The sequence below is a fragment of the Vibrio sp. SBT000027 genome, assembly GCF_963894355.1.
Taxonomy (GTDB): Bacteria; Pseudomonadota; Gammaproteobacteria; order Enterobacterales; family Vibrionaceae; genus Vibrio; species Vibrio splendidus.
The window spans coordinates 354,245-368,264 of sequence record NZ_CAWQGD010000001.1 but is presented as its reverse complement, the minus strand read 5'-3'; the positions used below and the strand labels follow the sequence as shown (position 1 = coordinate 368,264).

Here is a 14,020-nt window from a genome sequence, read left to right as displayed (position 1 = left end):
AGAAATGACGACAATGAACCTCCCTAAAACTGAAGCAAGAAACACACGAACCCTCGGCTTTACCCTCGCGATCGCAGGTGCCGTATTAATGAGTATTGATCCAATCTTCATTCGTTATGCCGGTGTCAGCGGATTCGATACTGCCTTTTTGTTCGGCTTATTCAGCGCAATCTCGATGCCGATTTTGCTTAAGTTCAACGACAAACGTGGTATCCGAAAAGCAGTCGTACAGAGCGGTTGGCCATTGTTAGCAGCGGGCATTCTTATGCTCGGCAGCGCCTCTGGCTTGGTGTTCAGCATCAAGATGACCTCGATTGCCAATACCTTTGTGATCCTCAGTGCCGCCCCTGCTGTTGCCGCTATTTTCAGCTGGTTGATCTTGAAAGAAGCCACTAGTCGATCGACTTTGGTTGCCATTGTTGCGGTGATGATTGGTATTACGATTGTCGTTTCAGGCTCATTTTCTTCAGGTAATTGGATGGGCGATGCGTTGGCGGTGTTCGCGGTGATCTGTCTTTCGATGATGTTTACTTTGCTGCGCAAATATCAAGATATCAGCCGATTGGCGAGTGTTGGCTTAGGTGGCTTGTTGCTCGCGGTTGTGATGTTTTTCTTCGCAACACCATCAAGCTACAGCGTTGAAACATGGTTAATCATGGGCATGATGGGCTTGTTTACCGCACCGGTTGGACGAGTGTTATCTATGGTCGCAACACGCCACATTACCGCGCCAGAGGTATCAATGACTCTGATGTTAGAAACGGTGTTAGCGCCAGTTTGGGCGTTTATCTTCTTCACCGAGATCCCGCCAACAACCAGTATTATCGGTGGTGTGGTGATCTTGATTACGATCTTCATCTACACCTTAGTGACCATGAAAAACGATGACAAATAAATCGAGTAATAAAGAGATAAATAAAGAACTAAATAGGAGCTAAATATGGCTGCAGAACTGAAATTTATTGGCCGAATTACCACGCCTTATCACTCGGTTTCGGAGTGTCCGAATAACATCCAACCGGACAACGGCCCGATCTGTGAAATCATCTTAGATGACGTTTATCAGCAAGGTTTGCTCGGATTAAACGGCGGAGACCACATCTTGGTCTTGTATTGGTTAGAAGGCGCAAAGCGAGACGAGTTGATACAAAGCTGGGATGAAGAAACACCGACCAAAGGCACCTTTGCACTGCGCTCACCACACAGGCCAAACCCGATAGGTGCTGCCGTGTTACCGATTGAAAAAATCGAAAGTGGCACAGTGACAGTAAGAGGCTTAGATTGCTTGAACAACACACCACTGTTGGATATCAAGCCGGCAATCTATAAAGAGAAGGGATAAGGACGAAATTGGTCTTCCTAAACCAAGAGCAAGCTGTGCGTTAGCGAAAGGAAGGCATTACGCATACTTGATGAAAGCTTGGCTTAACTGCTGAAAGAGTGAGTCTACGTTGGGAAGGCTAGTCAAATGTGCGGACAAGGGAGTATGAACTTGCGCATCCACCACGGTTGGATTTCCACAAACTTGATTATAAAAATTCACGGGCACAACGATGTTCTCTAGGTCGACATCCAACAAGATACAAGCTTGCGAAAGTACGATTTGGCCGCCCCCTTGTTTAAGTAATACACGCTGCGCAGTACCCACTATTTTTTGTTTATTGATATTGAGGTTGTAGTCACCATCACAATAAGAGCCGGGGGTGGCGTGTACATCCACATCGACACCTAGTTCTTTAAAAAACAGGGTTAAGACATTGCACAGATGTCGATACGCTTTTTGGATGTTGTAAGCTTCATCGCGAGGCCAATGGTAAATGTGCGACAGGTTAATGATCCCCGGCAGTTGGGGAACGGGAGCGCCACCTGTTTTACGCGAGGTGAGTTGCCAGCCTTGTGCCGCGAGTTGCTTTCTAGACTCTACGGTCACTGGCCACTTTTTACCTGCGGGCAAAACGAGTGTTGGCGTTTTTGCTTGCCACAGCATTAAGGCTTGCCCAATCTCACCCGCCTGTATCTGCTGCAATAATTCAGCTTCTTTTTCAAACGCACGATCAACATCAATGTGCGGGTAACGTACGAGTTTATTCGTTAACTTCAATGCACTTTCCTCTACAGGTTGTGGTGACCTACCATTTAACGTTCTGAAATGGTTGATGATAGATAAGACTATATGGGATGGAAACAGCGCCAAAAGTTAGTTATTGGCGCCATAGTATTTGTTATACATACATTGCGCCATAGTTTGCTAGAAAGCCGATTGGAAGGAGCAATATCCATTGAGGAAGCTTTACAAAAACCTTCGCTCCAAAAAAATACAGCCCAACAGCCACAAACACCGATGCATACAGAATATACAAAAAACCTAGCAACTGGATTAGGAAATAGAGTGAATCAATACCATACCAACCGACGTATAAAAGCATTAATGAGCTAACAAACAAAGTGACCGAGACAAGATGCCAACAAGCTAGAAGTGTCGCTTTCGGTATATCATCGAGCTTCGATTTAAGAAAAGGTCTAACCGGGTCTATTTGACCGGCAAATACATGTACTAACGTAGTAAACAGGGCTAATAACCCCGAGCTAAATATCCATATATTCATAAAACACTCCGTACATATGACGCCAAGTTAAGGTGTGAACAACGCTACTACCTTACCTAAAACATTGTGTCATAAACACTAAACTTACTTGAAGTGAGAGCGCCAAGCGTTGTGAATCACTCTAAATTTATTGTTATGTTTGCTTAGAAACGCCTGAATGGCTTAGCAAACACCTGATATTTATCGGCGTAAACTATTTTACCAGGGGTTTCTGTTCTTAGTTGATCAACTGCGACCCCCTTACTTTCGACTAAGAAAACGAACTCACGTACTTTAGATATGTGTTCAGAGGAAGACTCAAGAAACCAACTGATATACACATCAGATTTCTTAGACTTCTGTTTGTTTAAGTAGTCTAGAGGAGATTCAAGGTTTTCATCGAACCACCCCATCACCTCGGCGATATGTTCAAGTTCATAGTCGTAGAATACTTCTTGTTTCTTCATACAACTGATTGCCTGAAATATGCCTGTTCTCTGATTTGAATCCTCATCGAACTGATCAACGACAAATCGTACGTACATTTTTATACCTCAAACATAACGCCTGCATAACACGTTTGCTACGATACAGACTTACCTGAATTTTAATGCCTTAATCACTGAAACTAAAGGCAAACTGACAACGCCGAGTGTAGCAAATCGTGTTGATGCATTTGTTATGCAGTTTTTAATATAGTTGAAATTGGCTTTGGCAGATCTGTTAATTCTCGTTTTTGCTCAACGCCAACAAGGTAACTATACGCTGCCATAAATACTGGTAATTTACGACGTAGTGATTTTAATGCACGCTGATTATTTTTATATGAACTCGCAATTGTACCTTTCTCTTTGTCGCTTATAAATGCAGCAACAACTTCAAATAACTCGGTACTAGCCCCATTTTTATACATTAAATGGCCATAAAAATAATTTGAACCTTTAATAATGTAATTATTAGGTAAGGATGATTCTGCTGTTATTTTCATTTCTTTATATACATCATCAAAATCCATATTTAAGACATCGATATCCAAGCCAACAACATATTTAAGATCTGCTTGTGAAATAACGTTATATATTAAATTAATATAACGAGATTCTGTCAAATTAAGTGCGTGTTTATGCTCTTCAACTGTTATCTTCTTTTTTAGTTCATCATAGCTATTAAGTATTTCTACAATAGTATAGTTACCAATCTCATCAAGTTGAGTCTTAGTGAAATTTTTCCACAGTTCTTTAAGTGCATCTTCACAGCGCTCTAAATAAAATGATGATTTTTTATGAACCTTTTCATCTCTTTTGTCTATACGATTTGTAATAAACGTCATTACAGCAATCGTAACTCCTAAAGTCACAAAAACAACGCTAACTAAACGCACCAAAGGTAAGAAATAAACTATTTTTTCCACAACATTCCCTTTCATAAAAACTGCATAACGCCTGCATAACACGTTTGCTATCATGCAGATTAAGCCTAAATTTACCACTTAACTTGGTAAACCAAAAGAAACCTAGAATGCCGAATGTAGCAAATCGTGTTGATGCATTTGTTATAACCCTACGCTGAATTTAATTAAGTTCATAATTAACAAAATTATTCCATTCCTCAATAGCTGCTTCAGCCGCATTAGAATGAGTTCTAATTGCGTCGTTCTGTTCTTCTACAAAATCATTGATGCACTCTTTATAATGTTGTACATCATTATTAAAATTATCAACTTCATATTGATTATTAAACTGATATGGCTTGTAAGGTTTACTGCAAGATGGACTTGGTTCGAACATATCTGCGTTTGCCACTGGACTGATTACCAGCGCTAATATACTTACTATTAAAAAATTATTGCGTTTAAAAATGCCGAACATAATTACCCCTTTATTTAAAGTGGACATTATAGGGATATTCATTATTTTTTCACTAAGTTTCATTGCAAAACAAGGTTATAACGCCCGCTTAAGGGGTGAGTAAATGTGTGCCAAAATTGTAGCGAAGCGAAAATGGCACGCGTTTATGAATGATCTTCACCCGATAAAATGGACACCCTATTATCTTTAACCCGTCGTTACTTCATATTCATGCGGGGTTCGATATCCAAGACTTGAGTGCAGTCTATAACGGTTATAAAAATGCTGGATATAACCGGCAAGTTTATCTCTAAGCTGCTTCTCACTTTTAAAACTATTTTTCCTAATTATGTCGCCTTTGAGCGTATGGAAGAACGACTCCACCTCCGCATTATCAGTGCAATGACCTGGACGATTCATACTTGGGACAATTCCATTTTTTGATAATAAAGCTTGAACTTCATGGGCTCGATATTCAGAGCCTCTGTCGGTATGAAACAATAAGCGCTCTTGTGGCTTTCGATTTCTAATGGCCATTCTCAACGAACTCATCGTTAGCTGTGTACTCTTCTTACTACCAAGCGACCAACCGACGATTTTACGTGAGTAAAGGTCGATAACGACGGCTAGATACATCCAACGTTTACCTTGCTTTATATACGTTAGATCTCCAGACCATTGTTGATTAACTGCCGTTGGTTTTGGTGTGTCTTTTTTAATATTCTTAATCGATTGATAGAACCGATGTAGCTTGGCCATTTTCATGTAAATGCGATAACTTCGTGCTCTCAGCCCTTGCTCTCTCATGATCCGAGCCACACGCTTGCGGCTAACCAAAACTCCTTGGCGCCTCAGTTTTGCATGAACTCGTGGGCTGCCGTAAGTCTCTCGACTCTGAGTAAACACTTTAATTATACGCTTCTTCAAAGCCTGCTCTTCTTGAACGTAGCGGCTTGGCTCTCTATCAAGCCATGCGTAGTAACCCGACTTAGAAACAGATAGAAAACGGCACATCAATACAATGGAATAACGCGTTTTGTAATAGGCTATGAATCGGAATTTTGTCGATTTTCTTGGGCAACGAATCGTTGCCACTTTTTTAGCAAATCATTCTCGAGCTTAAGTTGTTCATTCTGACGTTCGAGCTCTGCAATCCGACTAGACTCAGTTTTCTGGCTCGGGATCTGAGTCCTTTTCTTACGTTTATCTTCCATAATAACCCCTTCTCTATAGTCCTTTCGCCATTTAGAAAGCATATAAGGGTGGATATCTAATGATAGCGCCACGCCTTTAACTGTAGCTCCTTCTCGAAGCGAAAGTCGGACAGCAGTTACCTTAAATTCCGTAAGATATTGTTGAGTTTTTTTACCTGATTTATAAGCTGGCATAAACACCTCCAATTGCTATTGAAGGTGTCCACTAGATCGGGTCAACTACAGAATCCCTCTTGAAGCGTTTGTTAGGGTGCGATTACATTTAGTTGCTTGTACTCACCTAAGTTTAAAAATGTTTGCTTTATCTTCTGTTGCTTTAAAAACATCAAGTCTTTCTCTAGTGCTTTATTATGAAACAGAAAAGCATTTTCTTCATTGATATGAACTGCATCAGACAACAATGCCATTACAGTCTTTGAATCGTGATTAAGTAGAGTTACAAAGTAGTATTCGAAAAAACTAAAAACAGCAGACAAAGCAGACTTTGCATCACTACTAAACCAAAACATTGAAGAGCGATCTATTCCAGTGCCTTTCATTGGGTTCGCTTCAAAATGCAAACCCAACTCTCTAAAATCACCTTCCATGTCATTTACAGAAAACTCTAAAGGTATTTTAACTTTTTTAGGGTGTACAAAAGAGTCTCGTACTTTTTTTAGTTCAGAAACTCTCTGAAATTCTACACGTGACCGATCTATATGTTTGTTTTCGCTAATCTGCGCGAATAGATCTAACTTCGCAAATGCGGTTGTCTTTTCAAGATCGTTGATAAAATTACGTGAACTTTGAAGAGAATACAAACAGCAATTAGCTGCTGACTCTAATGACAACGTTGAGTACAAAATAGATGATCTGGCGAACTTCTGACTTTCATACGGGTCATCAGTTTCAATAGACATCTTGTAAAAATGAATCGCATCAGAGATTAACTGTACAAATGACTGCTCTGATAAATGAGGATATGACATATTTCTCCTAGCTCCCTAACGCTCGCTTAAGTTGTGAGCAACGAAACCGAACTGGCTGCATTGCACCGTAAACACTAAACCAATTTGAATCAAAAATGCCATGTATTGCGAATCACCTTGAAGCGCTTGTTAGAACTGGGCTCACAGATATTGACTCACTCTTTGAAACTCAGCTAGAGCCAAACTATCAGCCTCGATATCGACTGGGGCCGATGACAATGGATACCAATGTACACTCTCAGCCTCCTGAGCTGAAATTTCACCATTCCAGCTCTCGACGAAATAATAGTGAATTAATTGCAACTCACTAGTTGGGTGATAAAGAGAGCAAAGGTACTTATACGATAATGGGCTTACATTTAATTCTTCTCTTACTTCACGGAACAAAGCTTGAACCTGACTTTCATCATCGTCTATGTGGCCGCCAGGGATATTAATTTTACCTGCATCTGTTTCTTTGTGTTCACTACGTCTTTCAAGCAAGACGCTATCATTGTCTACCAGCAAAAACGATACACATTCGTGCACAACCATCAAATTTCCCTATAAGTTCTAACGAATGACATGGATTCCCCCTACCGAGGATCTGCCACACTTATGTGGTACTTAAATGCATCGGAGGCACCATGTCTGATTATTCTTATTTCTGCGGTATCGACCTAGCTAAAAACCACTTCAGTCTTCATGCCGTAGACCAAAATGGTAAGGTCATACTTCATAAGTCGGTAACTCGCTCTAAACTACTGACTACAATAGCAAATATGCCACTCATGCGTATAGGCGTTGAAGCGTGTGGTGGTGCACATTATTGGGCAAGAACACTCAATAAACTTGGGCACGATGCCCGCATTATGGCCGTTAAATACGTAATTCCTTATCGAACTAAAGGAAAGAACGACCTTAATGATGCTGTTGCCATATGCGAAGCTGTTCAGCGTCCATCAACTCGCTTTGTACCCGTAAAATCCCCCGAGCAACAAGCCATCTTATCGGTACATAGAATGAGAGAGCATTGGGTTCGTGAACGCACCGCGCTTATGAATCGCATGCGCGCCCTACTCTCTGAGTTCGGGTTAATCATTCCTGTTGGCCGCTCTTCATTAATGAAACACGTTCCCTTAATGCTTGAAGATGCAGAAAATGAACTGCCACATCTCGCAAGAACGGTGATTGCCGATGCTTATCACCACCTTGAAGAGTTGAATCAACGTATCGCCGATACTGAACAAGTCTTCGAGTCTTTTGCTAAGGTCAGCGCTAATGTTCAACGAGTGATGAAGGTTCGTGGCATTGGACCGCAAACCGCTACTGCGATACTTGCTTCGATAGGCAATGGTTCTCAATTTGATAAAAGCCGTGATTTCTCTGCTTGGCTAGGACTCGTACCAAAGCAATATTCGACGGGAGGAAAGCCTCGCTTAGGTCGGATAACCAAACACGGCGACAAATACTTGCGAACACTATTAGTTCACGGGGCAAGGACAGTCATTGCCAACCTTGGCGACAAGCAAGATAAGCTAAGTCAGTGGTGTCGAGGCGTTCTAGAACGAAGAGGAATGAACCGAGCGATAGTGGCACTTGCCGCGAAGAACGCACGAATTATATGGTCGCTTTTACACAATCAAACCGAATATGAAAACTATGCTGCTTAAGTAGAAACCTAAGCAGCATAAAGAGTTAAACCCACCGGGTCATTGCAGACGCTAATGATGGAGATAGGTTAAGACCACTTGCGGAGAGCCTGTTAATGCGGCGGACACACTAGATGTCATCTAACGAATAAGGCACCGCAGTCGCGCAAGTCATCAGGGCCACGACGTATTCGAATCGTCGATAAGTAGGCCGAATGTAGAGCGGCAGTCCAAAACCCATCAACATAAGTTTAGCGGATGTTTGACAACCGGGGGAATCCATGTAGCCGCATTAAGGTGTGAGCGGCGCTTGGCTATACTTGAGCGAAGCGAAACTGCCAAGCGTTGCGAATCACTCTTGAATGCTTTGTTAGTTGCCGGCTTCAAATTTATGCTGTGCCACTACTTCTACTACGGAATCCGACAACTCGCTTGTTACTAGTGCCATCAATTCAGATACTTGATTAATGTAGTTAGACGAAAGATTTACTTGACCAGTTAAGAGTGTAATACCTTCAACATCAGCAATAGCATCATTATTTTTTAACTTGCCACCATTATGAGCCCAAGCATTTCTTACAAGCCTAACTTCACCATTTAATCTTTCAACCGCCTGAATAAACTCATCTGATTCAATATCTAAACACCCAAGTCGTTTGAAACAATTTGTAATGTGCGTCAGCTGACTTACTCTCGGCCCATTTTGGTTGGGAAGTGTAGCTCTCCGCCCTAACATTGAAGCTACATGAGAATAGTAGGCTGTAAACTCGCATTCATATAAAGCCCACATGCTAAGAAGCATTGCTTGCCTCTGATACATTGGCATTACACCTGTAAAAATCTCTCTCAGGTTGTATTCTTGTTCTGTGACATTTCCCAGTCTTTCAACTGGGTACTCTATCAGTTCACCGGGATCACCTGCATAGTTCTGGTGCCAACCTTCTTGCCACTCGGTCTGAATGTGCTGGTCGATGTTTGTAATAAAGTCAGAGATTTGCTCTTCTTGTTGCTGATGAAAAGTTTTAAGCAATTCTAATTCTTCTGATACAAACCTTGTAGGTATCTTAAAAAACACTGTTTACTCCATTGTCAAAGCTGCAGGCAACTAACGCCAAGCTAACGTGCCCGAAACCGTGGCATAGACTTTTGCGAAGCAAAAATGCCACGCGTTGAGGGTCACTGTTGAGCGCCTTGTTAGCTGTATATCGTTAAGCGGTCCTAGGCTACTCTATATCACTAAACCAAATCTCTGGCGGCCATTTATCTGTGTTTTGGCTAGTTCTGACTCTTACTGATTTCCCAATCAACTGTTTTGCTTTTCTCTCTACATCAACACAAGTGCCTTTGTAAGTATGCATAGCCATCTTTCTATACTGATGCTCACTGTTTGTTACAATTAGATAGTTCTCGCCAACAGCGACATCTTTTAGAATTCCAAAGTTATTCCACACATATCCCATTACAAGGCCTTTCAATGTTTAGCAAAGTTAGCTCAATATTAGTTCCAGCTCTATTACTGTCAAGTGGTACTGCTTATGCAAGTTCTTGGAATACCAGTGTTATTGAAGATGAGTTTACGGGTGACAAAGAAGAAGTAACCTTTGTCGAAGACTCACTATACAGAATTGCAATAGCCTGTGGATGGGGCCCTAGAGGTTCGTACTACACTCCTCGTATTTTGTTCAAGAACAAGCAACCGAGTCGTGCTAACCCAATTAACATAGCATGGAAAATTGACGAGCAAGATGGAAAACGCGGGAATTATTGGCATCATTCTGATGGTTATTATGGGCCGAATTATGGCAACGAAGGTCAAAGAATGAAAGAAATATCAGATACGCTTGTGTCTGAAATGAAAGCTGGAAATAGTATATTGGTCTCTATGGATAATAAGCCTCCATCAAGGTTAACTCTGATCGGCTTTTCCGCAGCTTATAATTATGTAGAGCAGCAATGTAAGAATGTATACCCTAAGTTTGATGAGCATCATACTCAGAGAGTTTATCATAAGATTAATTAGTACTGTTGACAGCTAACGCCGCAATAACACGTGCGAACACCTTACTTTTCAAACCAATTATACTTCAAACCACAAACGCCGAGTGTAATTAGCATCGTGTTGATTGCTTTGTTACACGATCTTTGTCAACGCTTCGCTTTAATTGGTAAGGAACTGATTTACCAAGATTTGCTGTTAAACGATTTTAATTAGACTGGCTCAATTAAGCGAGCAAATTATCCAATCAACGGCAATAACTGTGAAACGAAACAATCCTTTTTCTAACACCATTTGAACGATTTGGTTTCAGCAAGTTTGGATCTGATAAACCAAATATCCTTGCCACAATTGGGATTGATAATGCTGCGAGGAAAACACTGATTCAGAGTAAAATGAGGCAAAACCATGAACAATTGAAACGTGAATTAGTTTCTGAAACCCATGAACTTTTGGCAATAATGGTCAATTGCCGAACCGGATGAAACGAACACCAAAAGGAAACAAAGAAGAAGGAAAACCACCCTACTTTTACATCTAAAAATCGAATGGTTCTATCACTGAACTGAGCCAAAAAACTGCTATCTTTAGTTCGTGTAACGCCTGCATAACACGTTTGCTACCATGCAGATTAAGCTCAATTTACCACTTAATACGGTAAACTAAAAGAAACCTAAAATGCCAAATGTAGCAAATCGTGTTGATGCATTTGTTATGTGTTACACCCACAAATCTCCATATCCCCAAATAAGTGTTCCCAAAACCGTAATAATTAAAGCTACAATTCCAACTAACTGAACTGGTAATTTCAGACCTTTCCTGATGGCTTCATCTAAACTTGTCTGCAAACCAGATTCCGACGTATAGCGTAATAAGCCGGCTAATCTTGCATCTATAATCACAGCAAACACCGTTACGATAGAACCACTTCGTTGAAACCATATTGCGCTCGATTCTCCGCTTGGTAAGCAAACTTCAAAGTATGCTAAAACAGCAACTAGTGGAGCTAATAGTACCAATACCAAACAAACGGATAACTCTATTTTAATAGATCTGCGAGCACTCAATACGTGAGTATTTGTAGAATATGGACTTTCTGTTTCTGACATTGAAGCTCCCTATAATTTAGATGACTATACAAACACATAACGCCTTGCTAAGGTGTGAGCACGCAATGCCCAAACCTCTGCAGACCACCTTAAACACAAAAAACGACGCATGGTAAAAATGGCACGCGTTGCGAATCACTCTTAAGCAATTTGTTATGTTTGTTCTACATGCGCGCGATCACACCAATACTCTGAGTAACTTTCGTTTACCCAACACTCAATTCGTATTGTGCCAAATTCTTTATAAGTACCTAGTTCTTCTGAGATTGTTATACGTTCAGAGGATAATAAATCACTAACTGAATCAGCCAAATCTTCAAACCCATAGAGTTCAACATTTTCGTGTTCACTTCTGAGAGTAAGCTTCAGAACTCCTTGTTCTTCGGTCCGAGTCGCTGTGAGATTACAAATAAAGTCAGGTCTCACACACTCGAATAGCTTCTTATAACTACTCATATTCCCTCCGAAAACATAACATTTTAATATCGTGCAATCACGAATCCATCCGCTTAACATATCAAAAAGGTCGCTCATAACCAACTGAATGCTATGCATTTAATATAAAAGTGGGTTTAAACATTAAGTGTGAAAACGTGCAAGCACACATTGCCGCCTATATAACGCTCGTTTTCATTCTTAACCACTCACCAATCTATATATTAATCAATAATTTAAAATCAAACTCTCGTTAAATTCGTGCTCAATCAGAGTTAAAAACCACTCTTTTTTAAGTCATTAATTATTCAACAAGCAATAAACTGTCTGTATGTACAGATTTTGTGAGGGGGATATATGGCGAGTCAATTCATGCAGGCAATTTGCGAACATATGACAATGCGAGGCTATAGTCGCAAGACAATCAAAGCCTACTGTTACTGGGTAAAATACTTCATTCATTTTCATAAGCTTAAACACCCTGAACAGATGCATGCCGCTGAAGTTGTCTCCTTTCTTTCTCATTTAGCTAATCAACAAAAAGTAGCCATCAATACTCAAAAGGTAGCTCTCAATGCTCTAGCCTATTTATACAATCAATTTATTAAGCAACCTCTAGGAGACTTAGGGTTTAGCTATGCGACTCGGTCTCGAAAAATTCCTAGCGTACTCAATCATGCGGAAGCTATCTCGGTGATCAATGAAATAGATCTAAAACAAGGGTCTCTCACTGTTCACAATGGGAAAGGAAATAAAGACCGAGTGACAATTTTAAGTTTTTCACTCACTGAAGCTATACAAGACAAAATTTCACAAGTTGCAGTTCTGCTCGCTAAAGATAACTTGAATGGGTTTGGGCCATCTTTGCCTCACCGATTAGGTAAAAAATACCCTAGTGCCTATCGACAACTTGCTTGGATGTACCTATTCCCATCAAAATCCGTCACTCAATACTCTGAGTCGGGGATCGTATGCCGACACCACCTACATGATTCGGTACTCCGAAAAACGCTGAAGAAGGCGACTAACTCTAATAAATTGCGCCACAAGCGAATTAGTTGTCATACTTTCAGGCACAGTTTTGCTACGCAACTTCTAAAGTCAGGCTCCGATATCAGAACGGTTCAAGAGCTACTGGGGCACAGTGATGTTAAGACAACTCAGATATACACTCACGTTATTGGGCAACACTTTAGTGGCACGACTAGCCCGCTAGACGGCTTATAACGAAACCCCCTCATCGATAGTTGAACCTTGGCTTGATGGCTTCTGTCTGACAAGGTTGTCTGATATGGTGGCGGCAGAACTTCAGCAATTGTTTAGATAGTATTGAATATGAAAACACTAACCATACTTGATGGCGGCATGGGCCGAGAACTCAAAGAAATTGGCGCGCCATTTTCTCAACCGCTTTGGAGTGCTCAAGCGCTGATTGAAGCACCCGAATTTGTTAGCCAAGCGCATCAAAACTTTGTCGATGCAGGTGCTGAAATCCTAATCACCAATAGCTACGCCTGTGTGCCTTTTCACTTGGGTGAAGAGCTGTTCGAGCAGCGAGGCTTTGAACTAGCCGCACTGTCTGGTGAGCTGGCTAAAGCAGTTGCTGTCAACGCTTCTCACACCGTGAAAGTGGCGGGCGCGATTCCACCGCCATTTGGCAGCTACCGACCAGACTTGTTTAAGGTAGAAGAAGCGGCGCCAATCATTCAAACGCTTTACGATGCCCAAGATCCAAACATCGATCTTTGGATAGCGGAAACCATCTGTAGCCTGCAAGAATTTGAATCCATTCATGCGGTTCTTAAGCAGTCCGATAAGCCGTGTTACTACGCATTCAGTTTGGAAGACACCAAGGGCGATTCTGCCAATATTCGTTCAGGCGAGAGCGTAACAGAAGCGATCAAACTTGCCTGCCAATCAAACGCAACAGGCATTATGTTTAACTGCTCAGTACCTGAAGTGATGGATCAAGCCATTATTGATACTAAGAAAGTGATCGGTGAGCTAGGCAGTGATTTAGAAGTTGGTGTCTACGCCAATAACTTTGCACCTATCAGCAGCGAGCATGAAGCGAATGACATGTTTCAAGAAATGCGTGAGTTGGATGGCCAAGGTTACTTAGCATATGCCAAACGCTGGCATGCACTGGGCGCGAATATTATCGGTGGCTGTTGTGGCATCGGACCAAAACACATTCAAGCCCTAGCCGATTGGAAACGCTCCATACAGAGCTAA

16 protein-coding genes are annotated in these 14,020 nt (G+C 41.3%); 6 read left to right on the top strand and 10 right to left on the bottom strand.

Annotation, left to right across the window (positions count from 1 at the left end):
- The first annotated feature begins 4 nt into the window (after positions 1-4).
- Together AACU28_RS01620 and AACU28_RS01615 are read left to right on the top strand one after the other, a co-directional pair.
- The gene (locus tag AACU28_RS01620; RefSeq protein ID WP_121602199.1) at positions 5-895 is read left to right on the top strand and encodes a DMT family transporter; all 891 of its coding nucleotides are present in this window, start codon (positions 5-7) and stop codon (positions 893-895) included.
- 45 nt (positions 896-940) lie between these two features.
- Entirely contained in the window at positions 941-1,342 is a 402-nt protein-coding gene (locus AACU28_RS01615; protein ID WP_121602198.1) for an SAM-dependent methyltransferase, read from the top strand.
- Positions 1,343-1,399: 57 nt separating this feature from the next.
- Here AACU28_RS01615 and AACU28_RS01610 read toward each other — a convergent pair whose 3' ends face one another.
- From AACU28_RS01610 to AACU28_RS01575, 8 genes are all read right to left on the bottom strand, one after another.
- Positions 1,400-2,101, bottom strand: coding sequence for a lipoate--protein ligase family protein (locus tag AACU28_RS01610; RefSeq protein ID WP_121602197.1), 702 nt, complete (start codon positions 2,099-2,101; stop codon positions 1,400-1,402).
- A gap of 121 nt (positions 2,102-2,222) precedes the next feature.
- Entirely contained in the window at positions 2,223-2,606 is a 384-nt protein-coding gene (locus AACU28_RS01605) for a hypothetical protein (protein WP_054542608.1), read from the bottom strand.
- A 143-nt stretch (positions 2,607-2,749) separates the two neighbouring features.
- A complete protein-coding gene (locus AACU28_RS01600) occupies positions 2,750-3,052 on the bottom strand; it encodes a hypothetical protein (RefSeq protein ID WP_241762592.1) in 303 nt (100 codons plus the stop codon).
- 212 nt (positions 3,053-3,264) lie between these two features.
- Entirely contained in the window at positions 3,265-3,996 is a 732-nt protein-coding gene (locus tag AACU28_RS01595) for a hypothetical protein (RefSeq protein WP_147434301.1), read from the bottom strand.
- A gap of 160 nt (positions 3,997-4,156) precedes the next feature.
- Complete coding sequence (locus tag AACU28_RS01590; RefSeq protein ID WP_259462563.1) at positions 4,157-4,495, bottom strand: hypothetical protein; 339 nt, start codon at positions 4,493-4,495, stop codon at positions 4,157-4,159.
- Between the two features lie 144 nt (positions 4,496-4,639).
- Positions 4,640-5,820, bottom strand: a protein-coding gene (locus AACU28_RS01585) for an IS3-like element ISVisp1 family transposase (RefSeq protein ID WP_121602194.1) whose coding sequence is annotated in 2 segments (ribosomal slippage) — positions 4,640-5,535 and positions 5,535-5,820 — 1,182 coding nt in all. Because the reading frame shifts where the segments join, the coding sequence is not laid out codon by codon here.
- 71 nt (positions 5,821-5,891) lie between these two features.
- Positions 5,892-6,614, bottom strand: a complete 723-nt coding sequence (locus AACU28_RS01580; protein WP_121602193.1) for a hypothetical protein — start codon at positions 6,612-6,614, stop codon at positions 5,892-5,894.
- A 141-nt stretch (positions 6,615-6,755) separates the two neighbouring features.
- Entirely contained in the window at positions 6,756-7,148 is a 393-nt protein-coding gene (locus AACU28_RS01575; protein WP_121602192.1) for an NUDIX hydrolase, read from the bottom strand.
- A gap of 92 nt (positions 7,149-7,240) precedes the next feature.
- Between AACU28_RS01575 and AACU28_RS01570 the strand changes: the two genes are divergently transcribed.
- Complete coding sequence (locus tag AACU28_RS01570) at positions 7,241-8,266, top strand: IS110-like element ISVisp6 family transposase (protein WP_121602191.1); 1,026 nt, start codon at positions 7,241-7,243, stop codon at positions 8,264-8,266.
- A gap of 349 nt (positions 8,267-8,615) precedes the next feature.
- Here AACU28_RS01570 and AACU28_RS01565 read toward each other — a convergent pair whose 3' ends face one another.
- The gene (locus AACU28_RS01565; protein ID WP_121602190.1) at positions 8,616-9,320 is read right to left on the bottom strand and encodes a hypothetical protein; all 705 of its coding nucleotides are present in this window, start codon (positions 9,318-9,320) and stop codon (positions 8,616-8,618) included.
- Positions 9,321-9,719: 399 nt separating this feature from the next.
- On the opposite strand from AACU28_RS01565, the gene AACU28_RS01560 reads away from it, so the two are divergent.
- On the top strand, positions 9,720-10,265 hold the full coding sequence (locus tag AACU28_RS01560) for a hypothetical protein (protein WP_121602188.1): 546 nt from the start codon (positions 9,720-9,722) through the stop codon (positions 10,263-10,265).
- Positions 10,266-10,960: 695 nt separating this feature from the next.
- On the opposite strand, the gene AACU28_RS01555 is transcribed toward AACU28_RS01560, so the two are convergent.
- Entirely contained in the window at positions 10,961-11,350 is a 390-nt protein-coding gene (locus AACU28_RS01555; protein ID WP_121602186.1) for a hypothetical protein, read from the bottom strand.
- Positions 11,351-12,142: 792 nt separating this feature from the next.
- Here AACU28_RS01555 and AACU28_RS01550 point away from each other — a divergent pair.
- Entirely contained in the window at positions 12,143-13,012 is an 870-nt protein-coding gene (locus tag AACU28_RS01550; RefSeq protein ID WP_121602184.1) for a phage integrase N-terminal SAM-like domain-containing protein, read from the top strand.
- Positions 13,013-13,120: 108 nt separating this feature from the next.
- Positions 13,121-14,020: a homocysteine S-methyltransferase family protein gene (locus AACU28_RS01545; RefSeq protein WP_121602183.1), complete on the top strand. Its 900-nt coding sequence runs from the start codon at positions 13,121-13,123 to the stop codon at positions 14,018-14,020.

Excerpts from the sequence above, each read along its gene's own strand:
- AACU28_RS01605 (WP_054542608.1), bottom strand. The coding sequence starts at position 2,606 with ATGAATATATGGATATTTAGCTCGGGGTTATTAGCCCTGTTTACTACG.
- AACU28_RS01555 (WP_121602186.1), bottom strand. The coding sequence starts at position 11,350 with ATGTCAGAAACAGAAAGTCCATATTCTACAAATACTCACGTATTGAGT.
- AACU28_RS01590 (WP_259462563.1), bottom strand. The coding sequence starts at position 4,495 with ATGAATATCCCTATAATGTCCACTTTAAATAAAGGGGTAATTATGTTC.
- AACU28_RS01560 (WP_121602188.1), top strand. The coding sequence starts at position 9,720 with ATGTTTAGCAAAGTTAGCTCAATATTAGTTCCAGCTCTATTACTGTCA.
- AACU28_RS01620 (WP_121602199.1), top strand. The coding sequence starts at position 5 with ATGACGACAATGAACCTCCCTAAAACTGAAGCAAGAAACACACGAACC.
- AACU28_RS01570 (WP_121602191.1), top strand. The coding sequence starts at position 7,241 with ATGTCTGATTATTCTTATTTCTGCGGTATCGACCTAGCTAAAAACCAC.
- AACU28_RS01550 (WP_121602184.1), top strand. The coding sequence starts at position 12,143 with ATGGCGAGTCAATTCATGCAGGCAATTTGCGAACATATGACAATGCGA.
- AACU28_RS01545 (WP_121602183.1), top strand. The coding sequence starts at position 13,121 with ATGAAAACACTAACCATACTTGATGGCGGCATGGGCCGAGAACTCAAA.
- AACU28_RS01580 (WP_121602193.1), bottom strand. The coding sequence starts at position 6,614 with ATGTCATATCCTCATTTATCAGAGCAGTCATTTGTACAGTTAATCTCT.
- AACU28_RS01600 (WP_241762592.1), bottom strand. The coding sequence starts at position 3,052 with ATGAAGAAACAAGAAGTATTCTACGACTATGAACTTGAACATATCGCC.
- AACU28_RS01615 (WP_121602198.1), top strand. The coding sequence starts at position 941 with ATGGCTGCAGAACTGAAATTTATTGGCCGAATTACCACGCCTTATCAC.
- AACU28_RS01575 (WP_121602192.1), bottom strand. The coding sequence starts at position 7,148 with ATGGTTGTGCACGAATGTGTATCGTTTTTGCTGGTAGACAATGATAGC.